Source organism: Xylella taiwanensis, from assembly GCF_013177435.1.
GTDB lineage: Bacteria > Pseudomonadota > Gammaproteobacteria > Xanthomonadales > Xanthomonadaceae > Xylella > Xylella taiwanensis.
Genome location: NZ_CP053627.1, coordinates 1,166,346 through 1,192,628, shown reverse-complemented (window position 1 = coordinate 1,192,628; position 26,283 = coordinate 1,166,346). Strand labels below are relative to the sequence as shown.

Below are 26,283 nucleotides of genomic sequence, written 5' to 3'. Positions count from 1 at the left end.
TGAACTGCCATGCAACCTTCAATCTGCAGAAATACACTTGCACACGGATCGCTCCACCATATATCCAATGATGTCCGAAAAAACGCTACATCTTCACCAAGCTGGCAACAAGAATGGTGGCCACCCGCTTGAACACCCAAACAGCAGGCACAAACAGATCGCCCAAGCGTGTCATACCTACTTGCAACCAGTACCCAGGCACAGAAATATCACGACCTTATCTCGATGAGTTAACAGTAGTTCAATGCCTCGCCACGTAAATATGATGATCGAAACAAAAACACCCCGATGAAAGCCCATCTGTCCCTCTTCATACTGGTGCTGTTGGCGATCAGTGGCTGTGCAACTTACAGCTACACCGACGGCTACTACCACAGCACACCGACGGTGGAATACCACTATCCACCAAGCTATTACTCCCCCTACGGCTACGGGATGAATGGCTTGTTCGATTATCCGATACCCCCGATCTACCCCCGCAGCTTTTATAGCAACCACAGGTATCCCCGATACTGGCCAAAGCCGCATCATGACCCGAGCCGAACACGACCTCTCGAACAACCAATGAAGATAGATCAACAAAACCATATCGAAACGCATGTGCGTTCACCATGACGCAATTCGAAACAGATCAAGGACTCCAGCCTCCTCTGAAACGCATTACATAGCGTGACAAATAACACATTTACTGCAATCAGCACTTGCATCGCAGGGTGCATTACCTACAACCTAAACACGTTGTGACCTCCAGCGTCGGTTTTTGACCTGAGGTTGTTTGGCTTTTAATGTCGGCACCCGGCAGGGAAATTTGGATCCCCCCTGTTCCGACCCCTGTCGGGAGTCGGCACCTAATACAGCAAAAGCCTTCGTTTTGTGATCTAGGCTTTATGTTGGTCAGCTCTGGACTCGAATCGATACATGTACCCACGTTGTGGGACGTCCTAAAAAATCAAGGGCCGGCAGTCCCCTGACCTGCCAGCCCCATGCTTCCCCACCGCACGCGTGGTCAGCCCCGTTCCAATCCCAACCTTTGCGCCTATAGTCGCACTACCGCGGCAGGTGCAAAACGGTTAGAAGCATGAAGCGTGCCAACTCTAAACAGGGCATTCCTGAAAGCCACACAAAACACATAAAATGCTATCCAAGCTGCCTCCCCCCTCCACCAGCCACAAATAACACAGCCTATCTTTCTCCCTTGCTGCCCTTGCCCACATGACTGATTCCTTCTATCGCTACGATGTCATCGTCATCGGTGGTGGCCATGCTGGTACCGAAGCTGCACTGGCAGCCGCACGGACCGGAGCACACACGCTATTACTGACCCACAATGTCGAAACCATCGGCGCAATGAGCTGCAACCCAGCAATCGGAGGCATTGGTAAGGGCCACTTGGTCAAAGAGATCGACGCACTCGGCGGAGCAATGGCACACGCCGCAGACGCCGCTGGCATCCAATGGCGCACGCTCAACGCCTCCAAGGGCCCAGCTGTGCGCGCCACTCGCTGCCAAGCAGACCGCGCGTTATACCGCACTGCGATCCGGCACCTGATCGAAACACAGGTAAACCTGAGCGTGTTCCAGGCCGAGGTGGACGACCTACTGTTTGAAGGCGATTCAGTACATGGTGCGATTACACAGACAGGATTGCATTTCAAGGCCCCAGCCGTGGTGCTGACCGCCGGCACATTCCTTGCCGGTAAAATCCACATCGGATCAAACCAATATGCCGCCGGACGCATGGGTGACCCGCCAGCAACCACACTGGCCGCACGCCTGCGTGAACGTGTATTCGCGGGTGCACGACTCAAGACAGGTACCCCACCAAGGATCGATGGCCGGACGCTGGACTACACGGCGATGCAAGAGCAACCAGGCGACGTCCCACGCCCAGTGATGTCCTTCATCGGCAATCCAGCTTCTCATCCACGTCAAGTCAGCTGCTGGATGACCCAAACTACCGAACGCACGCACGCGATCATCCGGGCTGCACTGCACCGTTCGCCACTCTACAGCGGGCAGATTGAGGGCATCGGCCCACGCTATTGCCCATCGATTGAAGACAAGGTGGTGCGCTTCGCTGAGAAGAGCAATCACCAGATCTTCGTCGAACCCGAGGGGCTGAACGTCATCGACATCTACCCAAATGGCATCTCAACCTCATTGCCGTTCGACGTCCAGCTAGAGCTGGTACGTAGCATCCGTGGGTTCGAGCAAGCTCACATCACCCGCCCCGGTTATGCCATCGAATACGACTTCTTCGACCCGCGTGGGCTCAAATCGTCACTGGAAACGAAAGCAGTCGCTGGACTGTTCTTCGCCGGGCAGATCAACGGCACCACCGGCTACGAAGAAGCCGCCGCGCAGGGCCTGCTGGCTGGGCTCAATGCCGCACGCCATGTGCGTGGGTTGTCTCCCTGGACACCACACCGCAACCAAGCCTACCTGGGTGTCCTGGTCGACGATTTGATCACTCACGGCACCAACGAGCCGTACCGCATGTTCACTAGTCGAGCCGAGTACCGATTGCAGTTGCGCGAAGACAACGCCGACGCACGCCTAACCGCAATCGGCCGTGATCTAGGCCTCGTCGACAATACGCGATGGGCACGCTTCAGTGCGAAACAGGAAGCAGTAGCACGTGAATGTGGACGCTTATCCGCGCTGTGGGCCACGCCAGGCAACGCGCTAGGTCGTGAAGTCAAGGCGACCCTAGGGGTGACAATAAGCCGCGAAACCAACGTCATTGACCTCATGAAGCGGCCAACGCTGGATTACGCTGCACTGATGCGCGTACCTTCACTGGGTCCGGGTGTGGACGATGCGCAGGTCGCTGAGCAAGTCGAGATCGGGGTTAAATACGCCGGCTATTTAAACCGTCAACGCGAAGAAATTACGCGCCAGCAGCGCCACGAGGCTACTACAATCCCACTTGAATTCGACTATGCCGCAGTGCGAGGACTCTCGACAGAGGTACTACAGAAGCTGCAACACACCCAGCCGCAGACAATCGGTCAGGCACAACGCATCCCGGGTATGACACCTGCAGCGATCTCGTTATTACTGGTACACCTGGAGCGCCTACGTCGCAACCGCGTCGCCTGATTCCAATCACATCACCGCACATATCGTTCGCTCCCTCCATGAGACCGGCAGAAGATAATTCACGTGAATATCCACGCGACAACGGAACACCAAAATACTCGCGAAAATTAATGCGCCGCGCTGGAGTTTCACCTCATTGAACAGTGACTATTAAACAATGATTCTTAACTTTACTTTTGATCTAAATCTCATATAAGGCACGTCGCGCAAAGGCAATGCACCACCCAGCAACTGAAAATCGAGCGGCGATATCTACACTGGAATCGATGCCCACTTTCACGTCACATCAGGATAAGTGGATATTATGGATCTCACCGCAACATTGCTCGAAAATTCCAATGCAAAAGACACCGATAACAGCCAAGCACACAATATAAACGCACCGTGGCAATCACGCTGTTACCAGTCACACAAGCAGATCGCAATCTGCCCCAATCCACCCCAAAAGTGCAACACAAAAACAATCACAGACTATTACAAATACAAGACTCAATATCCGGAGATAGAAAAATCCTTCGCACAGCTCAAAGAGCCTCCCACCACTATCACTACAAGTGACGACAAGACCACATATCGCTTCTTCAAAGTGATCCAATTGGAAGTGTCCCTGCCTCTGAAAATGGATGAGATGACGCGAATTGCCTTACAAAAAATTTTAATATCTCCATTTGACTACCATGCAACGTATACCAGCGTGGATTTTAAAAAAGCGATCCGCATCCGTAACACGTCCTAATACCTGACCTTCAACAAACATCCTTGGCCAAGCTCACCTCAGCATGAGCTGATTTCACCGCTGAAGCGACTTCAACTCGGATATCGCTGAAAAAAACCCCGTGCAATGCACTATGCGTTTTGGACAATCCAATTCCACGTTGGTCAACTAATAGCACTATCACAAAATAGCCAAACGATACGTTCAACCACACCGATTCAATACGATGTCATATCCGCATGCTGTGTTTCATGATGGTACAAGCATCCATCTTCTGTGTCGCGTACCGCCTACAGATAACCTCCTTGATAATGAATCATTGTCAATCAAGTTCCACATTAGTGATAGAACGCAAATTATTTTGTGCGCGGCATCCTATGCCGGCAACACATATACAGTATTCAATACGCATACTATGCCGGCAACGCGACTCCCAAATGGGTACGCTTCTCGATGACCGATACGTCTTTTCTTCCTCGCCCCCACCACTTGCTCTGTTCCCCCAGCATCAAAGAGCCTCCCCTCACTCGAGAGCTTAACCAACGCATCAAGGCATTGCAGGGCGATCCTGATTTCATGACCTCGTTGGCACGCGGGCTGTTGGTGCTCAGTGTATTTACGTATCACACGCGCACAGTGACAATGTCGCAAGTCAGCCTGGAAACCGGCATCTCACGTGCAGCGGTACGACGTGTGTTGTACACGCTAGTACGCCTTGGCTACGTTGGGGAACAAGGCCGTGCTTACATGCTGTTGCCACGCGTGCTAGCCATCGGCAACGCCTATGCAGCCTCTTCGCCAATGACGTTGGCAGCACAGCCAGTGCTAGAAGCGCTATCTAACCAACTGCAAGCATCATGCTCGCTGAGTGTGCTAGACGGCGACGAGGTGCTCTACATCGCACGCGCCGAGACAGTTCGGATCACATCGATTTGTCTGAAACCGGGTAGCCGTTTACCGGCCTACTGCACTTCAATGGGTCGCATGCTGCTGGCTGGACTGCCACAGCACACACTTGAGGCCTACCTCAATCGCACTTTGTTGCGCCCACGCACCGAACACACCATCACCCAGCGTTCCGAACTCGTCAAACGACTGCTGCACATATCCCGCGAAGGGACAGCAGTGGTCGATCAGGAATGGGAAATCGGACTGCGTTCGATCGCGGTACCCGTGCACAATCGCCGCGGTGAAATTGTGGCCGCACTCAACGCCAGCACCCAGGTTGAACGAGTGAGCCTGCAGTGCCTGCAAGGACCGGTGCTGACAGCCCTGCGAGACGCGGCAAAGCATCTGAGTACATTGCTGGAATGAACTCTCAGATCAAGAATCAGCTGTCCAAAGCCCTCTGTCCGCTGGAACATTTCTTTTTAAACACTATCGCAATGACCTCAGCACTTACGCTCCAGAAAACTCAACAGCGCATCGTTGAAGGGCTCCGGTGATTCGACATTGCACAAATGTCCTCCGGGAATCACCACGCAGTCACTGTGAGCCACTGCATCGGCAATCTCTTGTAACACCTGCGGCGGGCAAATCGGATCGTCCTCACCAGCAATCGCAAGCAACGGCGTCTCGACTGTACCGAGCAAATCGCGGAAATCGGCCTCAGCCACCGCATGGCAGCACCCCACATAACCCTCCAGCGCAGTATTTGTAAATACGGCGATTATCTCAGCCACACGCTGCGGCTGTGTGGTAACAAAGCCAGAGGTAAACCAGCGTTGCATTGTGGCAGCGGCCAAGCCATCAAGACCCTCAGCACGTACCTGAGCGATACGCTTATATAAGACATCAGCACTACCCATCTGCTGCGCAGTGGCGCAGACCACCAATCGGTTCAACCGCTCTGATGCATTGAGAGCCAACCACTGTCCAGTCAGCCCCCCGATCGACAAACCACAAAAATGGCTTCGTATGACACCCAACATGTCCCACAGGGCAAGCACGTCGCCACCTAAATCAGCAACGGTGTATACCCCAGGCGGCATTCCAGACTGACCATGACCGCGACTGTCATAACGTAGCACACGGTAGTGTTGAGCCAACCGCTCCACCTGAGCATCCCACATATGAAGATCGGCACCAAGCGAGTGGCAGAAGGTCAACCACGGGGCATCGGTATGGCCATCAATACGGTAATGCAGGCGATGTTGCTGAAGTTCGACAAAAAGCATGCAAAGTTCACCGGCAAACTGATTGATGAACCACCATAATATGCGGAGCACGGATCATAATTACAGGCAGTCATGATCCAACACAGACGTGCCCCCCTCCATACTGGGGACCATACATAACCCACGCATCCACCAAAGCCACGACACACGGGGCAGTCTCCATCAAAACATCCAATTGTTGCGAAGCTGGGCGCACTCGAACGGTCGATGAGTATCCTCAGCGCCTTCTTGGTCGTGATGGAGTCTTCTCCGGTACTCTATCTAGCACAGTATCAGAAGGTACGAAAATCGCGATACCTGCGGCTTGCTTTCGCGTGGTAGGAATACCAAAACTCAAACCGCTGGTGACATGGCCAGCAAAGTTACCAGCACCGACCGACACGCCGCCACCGGAACGCTGCGAACCGACTCCCACCAATACCAGGCCATTAGCACCAAGTTTGGCTGCCTCACGCTTGAGCTGGTCTATCACAGCATCAGTTTGGCGTTGGTTGCCAAACCCAGAACCAGTGATCGATTCAAGCTGTGCGATCTGTACAGCATTGGCAGGAACAGTCGGGTAAATGCGTACTAATGTTGGATCGATCGGCGTACGCGCCGCACTTAGCATCACTTTGGAAGTGCTGGCGCAACCAGCCAGAACGAGGGCGATGAGAGTGACGATCACAAGACGTAAAGACATGGGCATGGGACTCCTAAACTAATGCCATAGTGAGATGATCTGTGCAGGTTACTGAACCTACAAGGACTATATTAGCGTGATTATCGTCACATATTTACGCGAGGGCATCACACATCAGAATCCACCAAGCACGACTTGGAGGAACCACCTGCCGAAACCCTCTCCGCTGGGGAAGTGTCATGAAGATCATCGCTAACTCCCCATTACGGAGATAGTTTGCCTACTCTGAACGGATACCGCTCACTTGTACTACGCTGTTGTGGAACCGCGACATTACGTCCCACCGGTGCAATCACAGGACGGCATATAATGATCGCCACTTAAATATACTCATCAATCTGATCCAAACCTCAGCCCTCTGCATATGATCGTCCATCTGTGACTCACACGGCTGGCCCTTGTTTAACATCCTGTACAGCTCAATCCAATTCAGTTTCCGTATTCCAAATAACGCCAATCGGGCATCGTACATATCAGTGCCACAACGTTCAGTCTGTATTTTTGATACGACGCCATGAACAGTATGACATCTAAGGCGTCACACAATGGCTGTTATGCGTGTTACCACCGTTCCGATAAGCATTCAAAAATCGGCCCTTAAAAACAACTATCGAGATCGATCTGAACACTCTACTCCACAAAACATTGCTTCCAAAATCGTTACAACCACATAACGACTGAATGTACTGCCCCAGCTCATCATTCACATAAACCTGTCATGGCATATCCACATTACCGTCCACGGCGTATGCGCCGCCACGCATTTATTCGCCGATTGATACGCGAGCACACCCTGACTGTAGATGACCTGATCTGGCCGGTATTCGTGCATGGACTACCCGGACGAGCACCTATCGTATCTATGCCAGGTGTAGAGCGGCTCTCACTCGATGCACTGCTACGTGAGGCCGAACGCGCATTAGACCTAGGTATTCCACTGATCGGTTTATTCCCGGTCATTGATCACGCGTGCAAGAGCCTTGACGCAGCGGAGGCATGGAACCCTGATGGCCTAGTGCAACACGCAGTACGTGCAGTGAAAACACGCTTCCCGGAGCTCGGCGTAATGACCGATGTGGCACTGGATCCATACACCACACACGGGCACGACGGAATTATCAACACACAAGGCTACGTACTCAACGACATCACTGTAGAAGCACTGGTGAAACAATCACTGTCACATGCCGAAGCAGGTGTGGACATTATCTCGCCATCTGACATGATGGATGGACGTATCGGTGCGATTCGCAAGGCGCTGGACACCAATCCAAACTTCATAAACATCAGCATCATGGCCTATTCCGCCAAATACGCTTCAGCGTTCTACAACCCATTTCGCGATGCAGTGGGCAGCGCCACTAACCTCGGTAAAGCCGATAAAAAAACCTATCAGATGGACCCTGGCAACAGTGACGAAGCACTCCGCGAGATAGGACTGGACCTCGAAGAAGGCGCAGACATGGTGATAGTCAAGCCAGGACTACTTTGCTTGGATGTGGTACGTCGGGTAAAAGATACATTCCGGATGCCCACTTACGCCTATCAAGTCAGCGGTGAGTACGCAATGATCAAGGCCGCTGTATCCAATGGGTGGTTGGAAGAACGCACCAGTGTGTTGGAAACGTTGATAGCATTCAAACGTGCTGGTGCGGACGGCATATTGACCTACTTCGCACCGCAAGTGGCATGCTGGTTGCGCGAAAGCGAACGTGGCGATTAAAGGCGCTTTGCTGCATAGGCAGCGGCACTGCATCGGCCTTAGTACTCTCGCTCAGCGCAGGGAATGGATCCACTCCAGTGATAGTAATCAACTGGTTAATCGATATCACGTTGCAGATAGCGTTTCCATCATTGCTGCATAAATAGGCAGCAGCACCAACGTTCGGTTGGTACACTGCCTTCCACACATAGCTTGGCACACGTACCTGACTGGCACCGATGGTCACCGCAATACCTTTGCCGAACGCTGGGCCAGTAACAATGTAAATCTCCCCCTTCTGTTCGGCAAGCTGACGCACAGCTTCCTCAATATCCGCCCACTTACCGGTATTAAGGGTATGATTTTGCGGTACAACATTCGCCATCGAAAATGTCTGCTTCTGAGTGACGACAGTTGAAGCGTCGCCAGCCGGTGTCATGTGACCACGATCGTAGTTGCTGTTGGTGTAATCCGAACTCTTAGAACGGTCAGCAGCAGGAATACCAGTCTCCTCATGAAAGGAGCCGACACGATCAATCGATTTGGCCAGAGTCACCTGCTGGGCTGTGAGACGCTCGGCCGAATACACAGGACCTTTGGTCACACCTGAAGCCAATAGCACGTACTCTTTATAGCAAACTTCTGTGGTGCGATTGGTCAGCACGGCACTCAACGTTGGCGATTTTCCGTCGAGATATAATGTGGGGCAACGCGTCGCGGCTAGCGCGTCCTGGAATAGAACGAAAAGAAACAGAAATAGGCAAACACGCAGAGCGCTATACATTGATGGGAAGTTCATCAATAAAAAGGAGACCAAAGCTAACAGCATTCGCATGCACGCATGATAAACATGAAATGAATACAATTAATTGCAACGTAATGCCACTTGCGCTCAAATCGTTTTGACATCGCACTGATTGATCGAACTGTCAGAATAATTTCAAATTGAGTCATTAACGGGTAAATCGTATAAATCAGTGCAGATACACCGATTGTATTTCAAAAATACGAAATCACAGTGACAGCCCGCAGCGTGTCATTAGGTACATACCATCCGCTAACAACCAATGATCTTTTCTAGTTTCTTGTCGAGGTGTTGGCTAGATATTGATTCGTATATTGCCACTGGAGAGTAAGCTGCAAAACATACCTTCACCAAGGTGCTAATGATGTACAGCAAGATGATGCAAAAGCACGAATATCTTGCATGTGTCATTCTGGACAAATATCTGAAAAATGCTTATCAATATCTCGCAACTAAACCTACATGAAATGTCTTTTCTAAACATAACAAGCGATGGTTTTACTGTATTACGGATCTGATTGAAGGGTTCAAACTTCAGAGTATCCATCGTTTCCAAAGACAGTACACATGTCAATAAATGCTCTATTCGGACAGAAGAATCTTGCACTCGTATAACATACATACAAAGTGCTCAACCATTTTTATCAAATGAAAACTTACGAGTTCCACTGACGATGACGCCTCATTCTCAAAAGTAAAGAATCGCATCAAAATTTGGAGACCATCCAGTCCACATGACATCATCCCCATGTCGCACCTCACGTCATGCAGCTGCATTTTGAATAGCTACAAATTACTTTTTTTCTCTAATTAAACGTATCTTTCAGTCACGTGTTACCACATCAAACATCGAAGAACGTTATCTGCATCATCAATGATGCGTTTGATCGAAACATAAAAACCACATCTAGCGATCCACACACATGTATTCAAACTTACAACTCGCCAAACGATTCCGATCTGGTAATAGATAGAAGGTATCCGCTCCCCATGAAACATTCTCGCTCTCATGCCCTCTTCGCCCAGGCACAAACACTTATCCCTGGTGGCGTTAATTCACCGGTGCGTGCGTTCCACTCGGTCGGCAGCGAGCCGTTCTTCGTTGCACGTGCTGACGGCCCGTATCTATTTGACGTCGACGACCACCGTTACATCGACTATGTCGGCTCTTGGGGGCCGATGATCGTAGGGCACAACCACCCAGTGGTGCGTGAGGCGGTACAGGCGGCAATCAGCAACGGTCTGTCCTACGGCGCACCGTGCGCCGCCGAGGTAACCATGGCAGAAACCATTACTCGACTAGTGCCGTCCTGCGAAATGGTACGTATGGTTAACTCTGGCACTGAGGCCACATTGTCGGCAATCCGACTGGCACGTGGAACCACTGGGCGCAACCGCATCGTCAAATTTGAAGGGTGTTACCACGGCCACGGCGACTCGTTCCTAGTCAAAGCCGGCAGCGGCATGCTTACCCTTGGCATACCAAGTTCGCCAGGTGTGCCAGCCGAACTGAGCGCACTGACTAGCACATTGACTTACAACGATTTCAATGGTGCCACAGCACTGTTCGACAAAATGGGAAACGAAATCGCCGCCGTGATTATCGAACCGGTGATTGGCAACGCTAACTGTATCCCACCGCGACCGGGCTATCTGCAACACCTACGCAAACTCTGCACGCAGCACGGAGTACTGTTGATCTTCGACGAGGTGATGACGGGCTTTCGCGTCGCACTTGGCGGCGCGCAAGGGCTGTACGGAGTAACGCCGGACCTGACCACCTTCGGCAAGATCATCGGGGGGGGCATGCCGGTGGGGGCTTATGGTGGCCGCCGTGATCTGATGCAACACATCGCTCCAGTCGGTCCGATCTATCAGGCCGGTACGCTCTCTGGCAATCCGGTGGCAATGGCGGCTGGTCTAGCGATGCTGGAACTGATACAGGCACCCGATTTCTATACGCATCTAAGCCAGGCCGCAGCGGCCCTGTGTGCCGGATTGGAACAAGCAGCCAGTGACGTCGGCATCGCAATGACCACGCAACAGATTGGCGGCATGTTCGGCTTGTTCTTCACCGATCAACACGTCGAAACCTATACCCAAGCGACCGCCTGCAACATTGGCCGCTTCAATCGCTTCTTCCACGCGATGCTTGAACGTGGCGTGTTCTTTGCTCCATCAGCTTACGAGGCAGGATTTATCTCCAGTGCGCATTCGCCGGAAATTATCGAGGCCACGCTGGAAGCGGCGCGTGCAGCGTTCAAGGCAATCATTCACGCAGAAGCGATCATGAGTTAATCAGACCAACCTATCAAGATCCGGGCATCCCCCAATCCTTGAAAATTCCATTACTAAATAAAAATTACTTCACGAACACACAAAGTGCGACTGTTGCAGACATTGCTGTTTTCAGCTCAGTCAAATAGACCACTAACAACGCAGCATGTTGTAGTGCAGATCAACCCAATGTTGAAGCAATCGGAATCGCAGCACGCGGGCGTTTCGCCAATTGTTCAACCAGACAGGCAGCGGCAGCAGCATAGGCTTGCCCAGCGATACCGTCAGGTGCAGCAACGGCAATCGGCTGACCTGAATCGCCATGCTCGCGAATGGCAATGTCCAGCGGCAATGATCCAAGCAGCGGCACATGATATTGCGCTGCCATACGCTGCGCCCCTCCTTCACCAAACAGATGTTCCACATGTCCACATTGCCGGCAACAGTGCATCGCCATATTCTCGACGATACCAAGTACCGGGACATTGACTTTCTCAAACATTTTCAAAGCTTTACGCGCATCAAGCGTGGCAATGTCCTGGGGTGTGGTCACAATGACAGCACCTGCAACAGGGATTTTCTGCGATAAGGTCAGTTGAATATCGCCTGTGCCTGGCGGCAGATCGATCAGCAGATAGTCCAGATCACCCCACAACGTATCGTTGAACAGTTGGGTGAGTGCAGACGTGGCCATTGGACCACGCCAGATCATCGGTGTGTCAATGTCAATCAACAGCCCAATCGACATTGCCTCGATTCCGAATGCACGCAATGGCTCGATCGATTTATTGTCAGGACTATCAGGGCGCCCACTTAACCCAAGCATGGCCGGTACACTGGGTCCGTAGATGTCCGCATCCAGCACCCCCACCCGAGCACCGGCCCGCTGCAACGCAACGGCCAGATTGACCGCGGTGGTTGACTTACCCACCCCACCCTTGCCAGAACCAATCGCAATAACATTGCGCACGCATGGATGCGGAGACAGGCCAGGTTGGACGGCGTGACGGCTGATTCGGAGAAATGTGCTGCTCAATTTGAGGGGGAGGCGCTGTTCGACTGCGCTCATCGGTGGTGACTCCGCCATCTTGGCCCATTCGCGGGATTCGTCCAAGAGGCAGCATGTTCTAAACACTATCAAAGCTTGCTTTGAATCACCGATGCAACGTTCTCAGACGCAGACGCCTAGGAACGTTGCACATCGTCGTTTTTTGAGTGGACAGAGGCTGAGTAACAACTCACTCCACCATACATATCAGCAGTGAACGTCTGCATCACCCAGAATAAACGCTCCATACCCACCGACCAGCGGCGGCGCACATGCCGTCCTGTCTGGTGAACTGACCAGCAAATATAAGCAGAAATGGGGTTGAGTCAACATCACTACAACCGCCTTGCCACGGGAGGCTGCATCACACCACTCTCACTGTCTCTCAAGCGGGAATAGAGCTAAAACGTCGCTGACCTGCCGCAGTTACTGCAACGTTGCCATCATTGATCCCGGGCTGAGTCTGCAATTTTGCCGATGACGCGGCAGTTTGAGCACGTGACTACCACAGCGCTAGTCAGCATAAACGTGCTTAATCTTTGGAGGTACTAACAAACACGGTGCTCATCTTTCAAGTATTGGAGAAAGTCGACAGGCATGCTTAAGAGCTGAATTAAGCCATGTTGCGCGACATCCTGATCGGACAAACCGAACAAGATGTGAGCGATATACTCCTCAAGAGCCAAGCGGTTAACCTCTAAAATCCAGTCCTTCACATCGATGATCTTCAATCCGTTTGATGCAAGCGATTTCCAGCTTCATTCCGCCCCACGTCGATCTGTCTTGCACTGCCCTATCATGCGCTTACTTCACATCCACCAGCGCCAGGCAGCATCCCGGAAATCAAAGATCATCGACAACTCGATACAATGAAACCAGCTCCCGCTCCTGTGGGCACAGGGAGCTTGACCGGGAAGCTTATCAAATGAGTACTCGTTGTAAGGCTAAACATTCATTTAGTCAGCATTGGTAAAGTGTAAAAGCAGCTTTTTTACTGTCGATTGACTTGATTCATAGGGAAATCCGGATGAGTGTCGAAATCGTGCCCTTCGTGGTCGCTGTTCCTGCACGTTTTGGCGCATCGCGACTGCCCGGCAAACCGCTGCGTCTACTGGGCGACCAGCCGCTAATCTATAGGGTAGCCGAGCGGGCACTCGATGCCGGCGCACGGGAAGTATGGGTTGCAACCGATGACGCACGCATTGCTGAAGCAGTCGCTTCTCTTGATGGTGTGCACGTGGCGATGACCGCAAAAACTCACCTGTCTGGGACCGACCGCTTAGCCGAGTGCGCACGCATCGCCGGATGGGATCCTGATGTGTGCGTAGTCAACCTGCAGGGCGATGAGCCGTTCGCGCCAGCTGCGGGGATCCGTGCTGTGGCTGCATTACTACAGGACACCAATGCCACAATGGCCACGCTCGCAACGACAATCGACAAGAGCGAAGACCTATTCGACCCAAACATAGTCAAGCTGGTGTGTGACGTACATGGGAAAGCGTTGTACTTTAGCCGTGCACCGATCCCGTGGCATCGAGAGGACTTCGCCACAGCTCGCAAACAACTGACATTGGGTCCGTGGTTGCGTCACATCGGTATCTACGCTTACAACGCTGGCTTCCTGCAACAGTTCGCCGCAATGCCGCCGAGCACACTGGAGCGGATTGAATCCCTGGAACAACTACGTGTGCTGGAAGCGGGCCACCGGATCGTAGTCAGGATGACTCCGGAGCATTTCCCACCTGGTATCGATACCCCTGAAGACTTGGCGAGAGCCGAGGCGGCATTGGAGCATGCATGAGACTGTTGGTCGTTTGCTTGGGTAACATCTGCCGCTCCCCAATGGGCGAGGGAGCATTACGCTGGCACATCACCAAAGTTGGCAAAAAGGACCAGATCGAAGTGGACTCGGCCGGCACCGGAAGCTGGCATGTTGGCCACCCCCCGGACGCGCGTGCCATCCGTTGCGCACACAACCATGGTATCGACATCTCCACGCTGCGCGCACGCCAGATACAACGTGCAGATTTCGAGCGCTTCGACTGGCTGCTCTGCGCCGACGCATCGAACCAACACGACCTACTCCACTTAGCCCCACACGGGTTAGAACATAAAGTCGTCCTGTGGCTGCCTTGGTCAGGAATCACACACGAACACGAGATACCGGATCCGTACATTGGCGACGCGGAGGACTTCGAGCATGCTTGGAAATTGATTGACGCAGCTGCACAGGCCAGCTTGGTGCGGCTCACGCGTGTTTGAGTCGCTTTGCTGATCATCCAGAGATGAACAGGTTCACGCCCCAAACATTCACGGAATGGCTAAACATGCTTCCAACTGCGCCGTACAGGAACCACAAACTCCCCATGCCCATCACGTTTCTCAATAACAGCTCGACGTGTTGCACTCCATGTCTTCAGGAACGAATCCACTGGCGGACACACACTCTAGACAAACGGCAGGTGATGGTACCGGCACTATATGAACTGGACTTGGATCTCAAACAGTTAAGCAAAGAAAACGGACAAATACCAATCCTGTTGGATTGTCATAAGGATGTTTGGTGACGCTTTCATCCCGGGAAGCAAATTCCTTTACACCACCGACACAGGAAACCATGCACTATCGCTATGCCAAGTCAACCTGCACAACGATATCGTGACTCTCCTGCGCCGCAATGGCCACGCTTAGGATTGATTCGAAAAAGTACTGATCACACCGTCCGTACCTGTACACCACAAGCTGTACAACTTGACATTGGCAAACAATCAAATGTTGATCCGGATCATCAGCAAAACTCGGATCCAGGGTTACCGTTGCGAGCGCAACACGCTGGTTTGGCACACCTGCCGCAGGATGCAAGGAAGCAGCAACCACAATCTGCATCTTTTTGTACCAGCACCAATTGCAATGCAGCATCTTGATACCGCCGCAGCTGGACTGACAAAGGGTGTACTCGTTCAACAGAACCGAAGATCCAAACAACCAAACTTGACTGGCATTCCCTCAGGCAATCGCGTTAGCCTCAAAGGCCTTGGTACTGTGAATCCTCAATACCGGCAACGGTGAAGCAAAGTGCGCAACATCATCGAAACATGACTGAGAACGCACCAATTACATTCGATGGAAAAAGGTTCGCTGCGCAGCTGAGTACCGCACCTGGCGTCTACCGTATGTACGCTGCCGACGATACGCTGTTGTACGTTGGCAAAGCAGGTGCGCTGCGCAAGCGTGTTGCCAGCTATTTCAATGGCATCCCAAAGAATACACGGTTAACAGCCATGCTCGCCCAGGTTGTACGCATGGACGTGACCATCACGCGCAACGAGGCCGAAGCCCTGCTGCTGGAGAACCAGCTGATCAAGTCACTGGCCCCGCGCTACAACGTCTTACTGCGGGACGACAAGAGTTACCCATACGTACTGCTGACCCGTGAAGCATGGCCACGCATCGCACTGCACCGCGGCCCACAGATGGTACCGGGCCGCTACTTCGGTCCGTATCCAGGGGTGACTGCGGTACGCGAAATGCTGAATCTGATGCACAAGCTGTTCAAGCTACGCAGTTGTGAGGACAGCGTGTTCCGCAACCGTTCGCGACCATGCCTGCAATATCAAATCGGGCGTTGCAGTGCGCCGTGCGTCGGCTTGGTCACCAATGAAAACTACACTGAGGCAGTACACCGCGTCACGCTGTTTCTTGAAGGGAAAAGCGACCTGCTTGCCGAAGAGATGATACAGGCCATGCAAGTTGCCAGCGAACATCTGGAATTTGAGCATGCGGCACGCTTGCGCGACTTGCTCACCTCACTGCGCAGCATGCAAAATCGGCAATATGTCGACGGCCGCGCCGCAGATTTGGACGTGTTGGCATGCTCAGCTCTATCTGGTCAAGCGTGCGTATTGCTCCTCAGTTTCCGTGATGGCCGCAACCTGGGCACCCGTGTGTTCTTCCCCAAGACCAACGGTGAAGAACGCACGGCTGAGATACTCAGTGCATTCGTCTCTCAATACTACGCCGAGTACCCGCCTCCCCCGGAGATTCTGCTCGACCGGGAAATCCCCGATCACACACTGCTTGAGGCGGCATTAAGTAGTACCGTCAAACGTAAAATCAGCCTGCGCTGGAACGTCCGCGGTGAGCGTGCCGGTTATGTCGAATTAGCCGTACGCAACGCTCAAGTGGCCTTATCTACCGAACTCACCAGCCAAAGTGCCCAGCGAGCACGCAGTGAGGCAGTACGTCAACTGCTCGGTATGGACGCTCCAATCAAACGTGTGGAATGCTTCGACATCAGTCACACTATGGGCGAGGCCACCGTGGCCTCTTGTGTGGTGTTCGATGCTGTTGGTCCGGTACGTTCTCAGTACCGGCGTTACAACATCGCTGGCATTACCCCAGGTGACGACTATGCAGCGATGCGCCAGGCCATCGAGAGACGCTTCCGCCATGCGGTCAAAGAAGATGAACAAAGAGAGCTACCAGACGTGCTATTAATTGACGGCGGTGCTGGCCAGCTAGCACAAGCCAAGATGGTACTCACCACCCTTGGGGTGGACAGTGTGCTGGTGGTAGGCGTATCCAAGGGTGAAGAGCGCCGTGCCGGGCACGAGATGCTGGTCATGCCAGACGGATACGAGCTACGTCCAGGTACGGCTTCACCTGCCTTGCAGTTCATTCAGCAGGTTCGTGACGAAGCACACCGGTTTGCGATCACTGGACACCGTGGGCGTCGGCAGAAAACACGTATGACCAGTAAGTTGGAAGAGATTCCTGGAATCGGTTCGCGCCGTCGGGCCAATCTCCTCAAGCATTTTGGTGGATTGGCTGGACTCAAGGCTGCCGGGCAAGCCGAAATCGCACGGGTAGAAGGGATCAGTGCTGCGTTGGCAGCAAGGATTTACGCCAGCCTACACGGACTGTCGACATGCAATATGGAATATGAGTCGAGGACGTAATGAGGTTGACCCTGCCCACTTGGTTGACGCTGCTACGGATCGTAATGATCCCTGTGCTGATTGTGGTGTTCTACCTGCCTTACCAATGTACCCATATTCTCGCCACGGGGGTGTTTGCGATCGCTGCCATCACCGACTGGCTTGATGGATGGATCGCGCGTCGCTATGCACAGCATTCGGTATTGGGTGCGTTTCTAGACCCAGTTGCGGACAAATTGATGGTCGCCATCGCGTTGTTCCTCATTGTGCAAGGTCACCCGACACCGTGGATGGCATTCTGGGCAGCGGTGATCGTCAGTCGTGAAATTGCAGTTTCGGCATTGCGTGAGTGGATGGCCGAGATTGGTCAGCGTACCAAGGTGCGTGTGGCCATCCTTGGCAAGGTTAAGACTACTGCTCAAATGATTGCGCTACTGTGTCTGCTATATTCAGTCACTCCCGGGAAGAGGACGATGCATCAGATATGGTTTGGTCACTTGACCTTCCAAGTCGGTTATTGGACATTGGTGATTGCCGCATTACTGACATTGTGGTCAGGTTTCCAGTACTTGCGCGCCGCTTGGCCAAGCTTACGCACCGGAAAACCTGTGGTGATTAAAACGCAAACCAGAAAGGATCGAAAGATTAAGAGTTGACAGCATTCACTAGACGTGTACGATTCTAGCCCCCAAGCGGGAATAGCTCAGTTGGTAGAGCGCAACCTTGCCAAGGTTGAGGTCGCGAGTTCGAGCCTCGTTTCCCGCTCCAGATCTCCGCTTGAGAGATATTGCAGTATTTCGATTCGCAAGAAGCACATTTCCTATACAATCCTGTTCCCGGCCTGGTGGCAGAGTGGTTATGCAGCGGATTGCAAATCCGTGTACGCCGGTTCGATTCCGACCCAGGCCTCCAATACAGACCGCTATTGGAGTTTTTTAGGTTCTATGATGGCTGCAGCCATCATGGAAAACCTTCATGCAAATGCAATAAAAATTTCAGCATGTTAGACACCTTGATCCTATCGCATACCCTCGTGCCACCGCGTCCCAGAGTAAAGCTGCATTGGTAGGTTGGGGCTTCGGCTATCCTCCGACTCACGTACTGTGTGGTGTAGGCTAAGCCACAGGCCCCTGAAAATGACAACAGCTTACTGATACTCAGTACAACAACCAAACAAAGAAACGATATTGACTCATTGATACGACTGCAACCGAATTAAGTTAGTGGGTAGCGATAAATGCCGACGACGCCGTAAAAGAACATGGCTTGCAAGCTGTTATTCATTAAATGACATTAGGCTCGGCCATGATATTAATCATTTACACGAGATCGTTGCATCTACGTCGAACATCGCTATATACCTCATACGTCTTAATAAATTGAAAAATCTGGCAACCCAATACTCTGAAAAAGAGAGATGCGGCAACTTATCCAAAGAGTGATGCTAGCTGATCGTGAACAATTCAACTCATATCCACAGCACAGCGTGATCACAAGCACACCAACTGAGATTTTCCACATAATTCAAAACAACCACAAGCACAGATATACACCACGCAATAACACGCTCAAATCGCTATAAACTCCTTATTTACAAGCAATGTATACAAGGTAAACAGTGATGATGCGTGGGACTCACTATATATCGTTACTTCCATAAAGAAAGTGCACGAAACATTAAGTGGTGTTTATATTTTTACGCATCACCCAACCCTACAGGCAAAGCGAAATAAAACATGTCATCGGAAACCCGAAAAACAATGCTTGATACGCTTCAAGCAGCATTGAATCATATTGCGCACGCGATACAACCCCGACTGTTGCAGCATTCCAACTCGCACTGCAAACGCTCTGGAATGACACCCTTGGCAGCATGAAATCCAACCCCAGTGACCGAGACATTGAACATCATCATACTTGTCAGCAATGCCAGCGTTGACAGACAGATGATCGAACATTTCCTTGGCACACCAAATCTCTTGGGTTTGTACTGCTGTGAAGATCAACCGTACCGACTGACACGAAACGTCGACCACTAGTAAGTAGCCTTTCATCAAGCGACATCAGGAACACACAAACCGTTGCAGTGGACTGTTTTTGAGCAGCCAGCTGCCTACTGATACACACCCGCAATCGTTCAGTCGTTCGGGATGCATTCAATCCCATCAGCACGTTACGCCACGGACAGCCTGTTCAAACTATCCGTCGTAAGACTTTAGAAGAATCACTAGTGCTTGATCGCTATGAGACTCAAATGACCTACCTGCCTTACCCGCCAGTCTCCGTTCGCGTCGCATAACAACCATCCTAACGTATTCGCACAACAAGCCGTCTCTCAAAGCCTGCAAATGTCATCAAGACCCAAACGGGTTAAGAAAATTCTGGAAAATGCAGGCATACACACCATGCAACATACCAACAACAAGGGTGAATCTGTTCATCAGAGGTCAACACCACCGCAACAGCAGAAAAAATCCACTTAAGTAACCACCAGCAACCTAGTAACCACCATAAGCTCTAGGAACACGCTCAACGATGCGATGCTGCCCAGCTCCCAATACCCTATCCAGGGGACTCAATCCTGCTGTATTGCTCCACAGCCGCAGTGATAGCCCCCTCTTAGATCGAAGCAAAACCTGCCTTTAAATTCAGCCTGGCACATCGCCTCAGGCCCCATCCATCAAAAGCAACCAAGCCTGCTCGGCTTCAGCCAACTGTCTGGCAGCACGCTCGCGCTCATCACCAAGACGCATCATCACTGCGCTATTAGCATAGTTGGCCGGATCGGCAAGTTTGCTGTCCAATTCGGCCAAAACCGTCTCCAATTCACCCACATGCTTCTCCGCAGCGGCCAGCTTTTGTGGGTTGGCTGGCCTCTTCACAGGGACCTGAGAGGAAGTCAACTTGGCGGCCACAGCGGTCCGCGGCTGATTGACTTCAGTCAACTTGGCACGCACCCCACGTGCGGCTGGACGTGTCCGCAGCCAAGCGGCGTATTCGTCAAGATCACCAGCAAACGGCTCGACCACACCATCAGCAACACGCCAAAACGTGTCGCACACCAAGCCAATCAAGTGACGGTCGTGCGAGACCATCACGATCGCCCCATCGAAATCGCTCAGCGCTTCAGCCAGCGCCTCACGCATCTCCAGATCCAGGTGGTTGGTAGGCTCATCAAGCAACAACACATTCGGCTGCCGCCAAGCAATCAACGACAAGGCCAGACGCGCACGCTCACCGCCCGAAAAACCATCCACGGACTCGAATGCGCGATCCCCAGGAAAATTCCACTTGGCCAAAAAATCACGCAAGGATTGGATCGACACCTCGGGTGAAAGCCTACGGAAATGATCAATCGGCGACTGCCCCTCATACAGTGATTCGACCGTATGTTGTGCAAAATAGCCGATACGCAGGTCAGGATGAGCAATACGCTCACCAGCCAAGGGGGGCAGGTCACCCACCAATGTCTTGACCAGCGTCGATTTACCAGCGCCATTGGGGCCGAGCAGACCGATGCGATCCCCAGCCTCAAGACCAAAGTCAACACCGCGAAGAATCACAGCATGCTGCGAATGTCCAGCGGTATTGATGCTGACAGGTGCAGGATCAAAGGTGGCAGACGAGGAGCATCGCGAATAACCGCAATTCACCTGCTGTAACGTGATCAACGAATGCGGCAGCTTGGTTGGCGGCGCGAATGTAATGTGGAATTCACGCTCCACACGCACGGCCTCCGTTCCAGCCAACTTCTCTAGACGTTTAATCCGGCTCTGCGCCTGCCGAGCCTTCGATGCCTTCGCCTTAAAACGGTCGATGAAGCTCTGCAAGTGAACCCGCTCGGCTTGATCCTTCTCGAAAGCAATCTGTTGCTGACGTAGCTGCTCGGCACGTTGACGCTCGAAGTCAGTGTAGCCACCTACGTATAGCTTGGCGTTGCCATCATGTAAGTGCAGAGCATGCGTAGCAACGTTGTCCAAGAACTCACGATCATGGCTGATCAGCAATAACGTACCGGGGTACTTCAGCAACCATTGTTCCAGCCAGAGCACGGCATCCATATCCAGATGGTTGGTTGGTTCGTCCAGCAACAACAGATCGCTCGGCATCATCAGTGCACGTGCCAGGTTCAAACGCACCCGCCAACCACCAGAGAAAGTTGAGACTGGACGCTGCTGAGTCTCCGCGGGGAAACCCAAGCCATGCAGCAACTTACCTGCACGCGCTTCGGCATCGTAACCACCGATCTCGGCTAACCGCTGATGCGCAGCGGCAACCGCCTCCCAATCCTCGCGTGCATTGGCCTCGGCCTCGACACGCAGCACCGTGGCAACCACATCGTCGCCACTGAGTACAAAATCGATAGCCGAATCCGGCAACGACGGGGTTTCCTGCGCAACACTGGCAATACGTAGTTTTCCTGGTAACTCGACATTGCCCTTGTCCGCTTCCAATTCACCACGGATCGCTGCAAACAGACTGGACTTTCCAACACCATTGCGACCAACGACGCCAACACGATTACCCGCATGCAAGGTGACATCGACATTGGACAACAACAACCGCCCACCGCGGCGCATTGCGAAATGACGTAGAGAAATCATGCAGCTTTCCTTTGATAGAGAAACAGCTCGGATAAACAGCCATTCTGGGATGCCATTTTATTTAACGTTATGATGCTTTGGGTTCGGAACACAGCTCAAGACCGCAGCGCTGTCGTTCCACCACCAAGTACAACATCATATTGAAGGTTGCGATGAACCCGTTTCTATCTCTGGCGGTGGCGATCTTAGCCAGCGTCCTCATCGCCTCTCCTGCTTTCAGCCAGGAAACCATGGCACCTGCAACACTGGCCACGGTGATCGTCACCGGCACCCACGTCACTCAGCGTACTGCGGCCGAATCTCAATCGCCGATCGACATTATCAGCGCTGCAGACCTAGCCGCCACCGGGAGTTCGGAACTGGGGACCGCACTGTCCCGCACCCTGCCCTCATTTAACTTCCCGCACCCAGCATTAACAGATGGCACCTCCGGTATCCGTCCGGTACAGATGCGTGGACTCGCCCCGGATCAAACACTGGTGCTGGTCAACGACAAACGCCGCCACCTCTCCGCGCAGATCAACGTCAACGGCACCATCGGGCGCGGTACTTCAGCAGCTGGTCTGAACGCGATTCCGATCACAGCGATTGATCGCGTAGAGGTGCTGCGTGATGGTGCCTCAGCACAATACGGCTCAGATGCAATCGCCGGAGTAATCAACATCGTACTCAAAGGTGCCAGCCAGGACGGCAGCCTGGCCTCAGCCAACAAAACCAGACTAATCGTGCCGGTCCCTACCAGGGTAGCGCACCCAATACCGGCAACTATCCAAGCATCGGCCGCACTGCATTCATCTACGGCGACCCACGTGTAAACGCCACTGCCATTTCGGGCAATGGTATGTTCCGCTTCAGAGAGCATCTGAGTGGCTACGCCAACGCCATTGTGAGCAACCGTGACATCACCTCGTTTGCGTTCTAATGCTCACGCAACCACAACGGGCAAAGCATGTTACTGGCCCAGATATATCCGGATGGTTACGTACCTGAAATCGAGCAGGACACCAAAGACCGCTCACTGGTCGCCGGACTGAAGGGCAGCACCAGGAACGACTTGAACTGGGACGTGAGCTATAACTACGGTAGCAATCATATCGGCTTCCAAACTACCAACAGCATCAACTACAGCCTGGGTGTGGATAGTCCGCGCGACTTCTACGACGGCGCACTGGAATACATTCAACACCTCGTCAACACCGACTTCACCAAATCGCTGGATTGGGGCTTCACTGATCTAATCACACTCTCCTTCGGTACCTAGTACCACCGTGAGCAGTGGAATCAGTCCCCTGGCATTCCCGCCTCGTACAACGGCACCACCGACGGCGCACAGGGATTTGCTGGTTTCTCACCACTGAATACAGTGCATACCAACCGTAATAGTTACGCACTGTATGCCGGACTGGATGATGATCTTAGCGAGCACCTCTCTGCAGAAATCGCCGGGCGCTTCGAAAACTACTCTGACTTTGGCAATCAGACATCAGGCAAGCTCTCAGCACGCTACGCATTGACTGATACAGTGGCGCTACGCGCCACCATCGCCAACGGCTTTCGTGCACCGTCACTGGCACAGCAACACTACCAAGCGGTCACCAGCACCTACAGCAACGGCAACTTCTACGAGTCAGGCACGTTCCCGACAAATAATCGCGTCGCCCAGGTACTGGGGGCAGCCCCCCCCCCTGCGGGCTGAAACCTCATTGTCCTATAGCCTGGGTCTGGTACTCCAATCGATCGAACGTCTTTACCTGACACTGAACACCTACCAAATCGACATCAAACACCGCATCCTGCTTTCCTCCAATCTCAACGATGCGTCCGTACTTCTGCACTACAACAACAAAGCAATAACAACGTCACCAGTGTTCGCTATTTCGCAAACACCGCCGACACGCGCACCCGTGGCATTGATCTGGTCAGTACCTACACCATTCCGTTCGCTGCCAGCCACCTCGAGATGACCGCAAGCTACAGCGGCATCCAGAGCAAGATCCGCAAAGCAGTGACACAGTCGGCAGTACTAGCCGCCATCGGTTCGACTCAGACCATCCTTGGACGTGACGAGATAGGCCGGCTAGAAGAGAGTTTCCCTAAAAATAAGCTGATCCTTAGCGGTACTTGGAAGCTGACACATTGGGATCTGATGCTAGCAGCGACACGCTACGGCACATTTACTGTGCGCAACCCAACGTCCTCCTCACACGATCAAACTTACGGTGCTCGCTGGGTGGTCGATACCTCGGCCAGCTACAGGCCAGACAAGAACTGGATCCTGACTTTGGGTACAAATAATCTGTTTAATGCTTATCCAGATACAACCGTCAATCCAATCAATTCAATCTACGGACAGATGCCTTACAGCAACTACGCACCATTCGGTTGCAACGGCACCTATGTCTATGCACGCATCGGTTACTGCTGGTAAGCGCCGTTTCGAAACTCCGCTTCACAGCAATGATATACCTCTTCCAAAAGCCGTCACGTCCTGTTAAAGCATTGCATCGCCCTCCAACCATCATTGCAATGAGGATGCCGGTTCCGATGGAGAGTCCGTGATCAATTGAGCTAATGCATGCGAGAACGCTTCTATTGGCTGCGCGCCATTCACTGCAATATGTCCGCCTATCAGGAAGAACGGCACTCCGCTGGCACCGTAACGCTGCAAGCGGCGCTGATCATCCTCTATCTCAGCGATGAAATCCTGACCGGCAAACAATGCCACAACCACCTCACGCTCCAATCCAACTTCAATCGCCAAAGGCACCAAAGTCTCGACATCGAACACGGGCTCCCCTTGGCTGAAATAAGCCCTGCATAAGCGCTCCAGAAGTACATCCTGTAATCCCTGCATGTGTGCCAAATACAGCAAACGATGTGCCTGCAGTGTGTCACCGCCCTGGGTATCAGCCAATCGATAGATCAACCCCTCTGCAGCAGCAATCTCCTCAATACGTGCCTGCATTGCCAAAATCTGTGCCGCCGAACCACCATAACGCTGCTGCAGCACTTCAATCACCGGAAGCGGGACCAGTCCCGGCATTAACCGGAATGCGCGGTGGCGCAATCTGATTTGCGGAAAAATCGGCGAATGTCCAAGGGCACGTTCCAAGCGCCGTTTACCGATCCAGCACCAGGGACAGATCACATCCGACCATATCTCGATCTCCACAACAGCAGGAATCGACATCAATGCACTCCTTGAAAATACCAGTAGACAGGCAAACACAGCTCAACCAGGCACACGCCATCTCCAGATCGTGGGGATGAGCTGTAATGGATGCAATGCATGATGCCTATTCTGGAATCTTCTGATTTAAGGCCGCATAAAACACAAGACATACTGCCGTACAAGCCATGAGTTTCCCTAGCCGATACAGTACATGGTACATGGCACATTGCTCCTTGCACATGCACTTTATCTCCACCAATCCCAGCAACCGTATCCAAGAGAGATTGCGATTGTTGCCATCCGGCAGATCACTCTGAAAGGAGGTGCAAACGATTCTGTCGTCACATTGATCAATAAATTATGACTCGAGCAAGCTGTGAAACACCGGATTCGGACATCAAGCCTTGTAGATATGTCGATCGCAGTCACGCATGGCCGGTTGTATTAAATGGAATCACAACATTCCTGGGAAGGTTGTCGTAGCAACGTGTTTATCGGCTTGTTGTCCACATCGTCGACCCTATCAGCAATCACGTCTTTCCCCACACGATCTGGCAATAACGCATGAGCACCCTACTCACTATCACGAACCCGTTTTAGACGTCAGGTGAAAGCCAAAAAAGCAATCGAAGATATCGATAACCGGCTGAATATTGGCCTCATACAGCGATATCTGACGATCTGCGATTCGCTCATTCTTTTCCTTGACACCACGGGAAGGAGCGTCGAATCGAGCATCGTGTATATAAGCGGCCTCTTGAGACAGTGTCTGTAACACTCGTCCCCACATACCTGAACCTCCTCAATATGAGAAACACGTATAGACACCAGAACATTACCCAAGCACCAGTAACACCTCCCATCCGGAGACGTCGGTGTGGTAACGACACAGTACAACCTCGAGAAACAAGGGGTTGTCATACGTGTTCATGAAGATATGCGCCTAAAGACCATCAGCAGAAGGGCAATCTGCACATCTCATTGCAACCCCTCTTCAAAGACACAGTCTTCTTTTGAAACTCATTAATCGACACCTCAGGACACAAACACCTCTTAATTTTT

At 52.4% G+C, this 26,283-nt stretch carries 15 protein-coding genes, 2 tRNA genes and 3 pseudogenes; 13 read left to right on the top strand and 7 right to left on the bottom strand.

What is annotated here, in order from left to right; translation table 11 throughout:
* Nucleotides 1-288: 288 nt before the first annotated feature.
* The 4 genes from PLS229_RS11935 (at nt 289) to PLS229_RS05020 (ending at nt 5,131) form a co-directional block, all read left to right on the top strand.
* A complete protein-coding gene (locus PLS229_RS11935; protein WP_081755391.1) occupies nt 289-615 on the top strand; it encodes a hypothetical protein in 327 nt (108 codons plus the stop codon).
* A gap of 597 nt (nt 616-1,212) precedes the next feature.
* A complete protein-coding gene (mnmG, locus tag PLS229_RS05030) occupies nt 1,213-3,102 on the top strand; it encodes a tRNA uridine-5-carboxymethylaminomethyl(34) synthesis enzyme MnmG (protein WP_038270052.1) in 1,890 nt (629 codons plus the stop codon).
* A gap of 304 nt (nt 3,103-3,406) precedes the next feature.
* Nucleotides 3,407-3,838 (top strand): hypothetical protein, encoded by a 432-nt coding sequence (locus PLS229_RS05025; RefSeq protein ID WP_038270055.1) that lies wholly within the window; start codon nt 3,407-3,409, stop codon nt 3,836-3,838.
* Nucleotides 3,839-4,393: 555 nt separating this feature from the next.
* Nucleotides 4,394-5,131 (top strand): IclR family transcriptional regulator domain-containing protein, encoded by a 738-nt coding sequence (locus PLS229_RS05020; RefSeq protein WP_325065066.1) that lies wholly within the window; start codon nt 4,394-4,396, stop codon nt 5,129-5,131.
* 77 nt (nt 5,132-5,208) lie between these two features.
* Here PLS229_RS05020 and pcaD read toward each other — a convergent pair whose 3' ends face one another.
* Nucleotides 5,209-5,994: a 3-oxoadipate enol-lactonase gene (pcaD, locus tag PLS229_RS05015; protein WP_038270300.1), complete on the bottom strand. Its 786-nt coding sequence runs from the start codon at nt 5,992-5,994 to the stop codon at nt 5,209-5,211.
* 217 nt (nt 5,995-6,211) lie between these two features.
* Nucleotides 6,212-6,682: a DUF4156 domain-containing protein gene (locus tag PLS229_RS05010; RefSeq protein WP_081755393.1), complete on the bottom strand. Its 471-nt coding sequence runs from the start codon at nt 6,680-6,682 to the stop codon at nt 6,212-6,214.
* A gap of 712 nt (nt 6,683-7,394) precedes the next feature.
* On the opposite strand from PLS229_RS05010, the gene hemB reads away from it, so the two are divergent.
* Nucleotides 7,395-8,399, top strand: coding sequence for a porphobilinogen synthase (gene hemB / locus PLS229_RS05005; RefSeq protein WP_038270065.1), 1,005 nt, complete (start codon nt 7,395-7,397; stop codon nt 8,397-8,399).
* Here hemB and PLS229_RS05000 read toward each other — a convergent pair.
* The gene (locus PLS229_RS05000) at nt 8,314-9,162 is read right to left on the bottom strand and encodes a DNA/RNA non-specific endonuclease (RefSeq protein WP_081755396.1); all 849 of its coding nucleotides are present in this window, start codon (nt 9,160-9,162) and stop codon (nt 8,314-8,316) included. The genes hemB and PLS229_RS05000 overlap by 86 nt on opposite strands.
* Before the next feature lie 1,011 nt (nt 9,163-10,173).
* On the opposite strand from PLS229_RS05000, the gene hemL reads away from it, so the two are divergent.
* Nucleotides 10,174-11,481, top strand: a complete 1,308-nt coding sequence (gene hemL, locus PLS229_RS04995; protein WP_038270070.1) for a glutamate-1-semialdehyde 2,1-aminomutase — start codon at nt 10,174-10,176, stop codon at nt 11,479-11,481.
* 160 nt (nt 11,482-11,641) lie between these two features.
* Here hemL and apbC read toward each other — a convergent pair whose 3' ends face one another.
* Entirely contained in the window at nt 11,642-12,529 is an 888-nt protein-coding gene (apbC, locus tag PLS229_RS04990) for an iron-sulfur cluster carrier protein ApbC (protein WP_051482243.1), read from the bottom strand.
* A gap of 1,006 nt (nt 12,530-13,535) precedes the next feature.
* Between apbC and kdsB the strand changes: the two genes are divergently transcribed.
* The 6 genes from kdsB (at nt 13,536) to PLS229_RS04960 (ending at nt 18,357) form a co-directional block, all read left to right on the top strand.
* The gene (kdsB, locus tag PLS229_RS04985) at nt 13,536-14,309 is read left to right on the top strand and encodes a 3-deoxy-manno-octulosonate cytidylyltransferase (protein WP_038270076.1); all 774 of its coding nucleotides are present in this window, start codon (nt 13,536-13,538) and stop codon (nt 14,307-14,309) included.
* Nucleotides 14,306-14,770 carry a low molecular weight protein-tyrosine-phosphatase gene (locus PLS229_RS04980; protein ID WP_038270078.1) on the top strand — a complete coding sequence of 155 codons (465 nt, stop codon included), beginning with the start codon at nt 14,306-14,308 and terminating at the stop codon, nt 14,768-14,770. Before kdsB ends, PLS229_RS04980 begins: the two co-directional genes overlap by 4 nt.
* 833 nt (nt 14,771-15,603) lie before the next feature.
* Nucleotides 15,604-17,466, top strand: coding sequence for an excinuclease ABC subunit UvrC (gene uvrC, locus PLS229_RS04975; protein WP_038270083.1), 1,863 nt, complete (start codon nt 15,604-15,606; stop codon nt 17,464-17,466).
* Entirely contained in the window at nt 17,466-18,101 is a 636-nt protein-coding gene (gene pgsA, locus PLS229_RS04970; protein ID WP_038270086.1) for a CDP-diacylglycerol--glycerol-3-phosphate 3-phosphatidyltransferase, read from the top strand. Before uvrC ends, pgsA begins: the two co-directional genes overlap by 1 nt.
* 36 nt (nt 18,102-18,137) lie before the next feature.
* Nucleotides 18,138-18,213, top strand: a tRNA-Gly gene (locus tag PLS229_RS04965).
* A gap of 70 nt (nt 18,214-18,283) precedes the next feature.
* A tRNA-Cys gene (locus PLS229_RS04960) sits at nt 18,284-18,357 on the top strand.
* A 1,754-nt stretch (nt 18,358-20,111) separates the two neighbouring features.
* Here PLS229_RS04960 and PLS229_RS12710 read toward each other — a convergent pair.
* Together PLS229_RS12710 and PLS229_RS12705 are read right to left on the bottom strand one after the other, a co-directional pair.
* Nucleotides 20,112-21,011: pseudogene (locus PLS229_RS12710) on the bottom strand (ATP-binding cassette domain-containing protein); the annotation flags it as partial.
* 89 nt (nt 21,012-21,100) lie between these two features.
* Nucleotides 21,101-22,049: pseudogene (locus tag PLS229_RS12705) on the bottom strand (ABC-F family ATP-binding cassette domain-containing protein); the annotation flags it as partial.
* 152 nt (nt 22,050-22,201) lie between these two features.
* Between PLS229_RS12705 and PLS229_RS04950 the strand changes: the two are divergent.
* Nucleotides 22,202-24,477, top strand: a pseudogene (locus tag PLS229_RS04950) (TonB-dependent receptor plug domain-containing protein).
* A gap of 90 nt (nt 24,478-24,567) precedes the next feature.
* Here the strand turns inward: PLS229_RS04950 and PLS229_RS04945 are convergent.
* Complete coding sequence (locus PLS229_RS04945) at nt 24,568-25,239, bottom strand: DsbA family oxidoreductase (protein ID WP_038270092.1); 672 nt, start codon at nt 25,237-25,239, stop codon at nt 24,568-24,570.
* Between the last annotated feature and the right edge of the window lie 1,044 nt (nt 25,240-26,283).

Bases quoted from the DNA above. Each gene is read 5' to 3' on its own strand.
- PLS229_RS11935 (WP_081755391.1), top strand. From the start codon at position 289: ATGAAAGCCCATCTGTCCCTCTTCATACTGGTGCTGTTGGCGATCAGT.
- mnmG (WP_038270052.1), top strand. From the start codon at position 1,213: ATGACTGATTCCTTCTATCGCTACGATGTCATCGTCATCGGTGGTGGC.
- PLS229_RS05025 (WP_038270055.1), top strand. From the start codon at position 3,407: ATGGATCTCACCGCAACATTGCTCGAAAATTCCAATGCAAAAGACACC.
- PLS229_RS05020 (WP_325065066.1), top strand. From the start codon at position 4,394: ATGACCTCGTTGGCACGCGGGCTGTTGGTGCTCAGTGTATTTACGTAT.
- pcaD (WP_038270300.1), bottom strand. From the start codon at position 5,994: ATGCTTTTTGTCGAACTTCAGCAACATCGCCTGCATTACCGTATTGAT.
- PLS229_RS05010 (WP_081755393.1), bottom strand. From the start codon at position 6,682: ATGCCCATGTCTTTACGTCTTGTGATCGTCACTCTCATCGCCCTCGTT.
- hemB (WP_038270065.1), top strand. From the start codon at position 7,395: ATGGCATATCCACATTACCGTCCACGGCGTATGCGCCGCCACGCATTT.
- PLS229_RS05000 (WP_081755396.1), bottom strand. From the start codon at position 9,162: ATGTATAGCGCTCTGCGTGTTTGCCTATTTCTGTTTCTTTTCGTTCTA.
- hemL (WP_038270070.1), top strand. From the start codon at position 10,174: ATGAAACATTCTCGCTCTCATGCCCTCTTCGCCCAGGCACAAACACTT.
- apbC (WP_051482243.1), bottom strand. From the start codon at position 12,529: ATGAGCGCAGTCGAACAGCGCCTCCCCCTCAAATTGAGCAGCACATTT.
- kdsB (WP_038270076.1), top strand. From the start codon at position 13,536: ATGAGTGTCGAAATCGTGCCCTTCGTGGTCGCTGTTCCTGCACGTTTT.
- PLS229_RS04980 (WP_038270078.1), top strand. From the start codon at position 14,306: ATGAGACTGTTGGTCGTTTGCTTGGGTAACATCTGCCGCTCCCCAATG.
- uvrC (WP_038270083.1), top strand. From the start codon at position 15,604: ATGACTGAGAACGCACCAATTACATTCGATGGAAAAAGGTTCGCTGCG.
- pgsA (WP_038270086.1), top strand. From the start codon at position 17,466: ATGAGGTTGACCCTGCCCACTTGGTTGACGCTGCTACGGATCGTAATG.
- PLS229_RS04945 (WP_038270092.1), bottom strand. From the start codon at position 25,239: ATGTCGATTCCTGCTGTTGTGGAGATCGAGATATGGTCGGATGTGATC.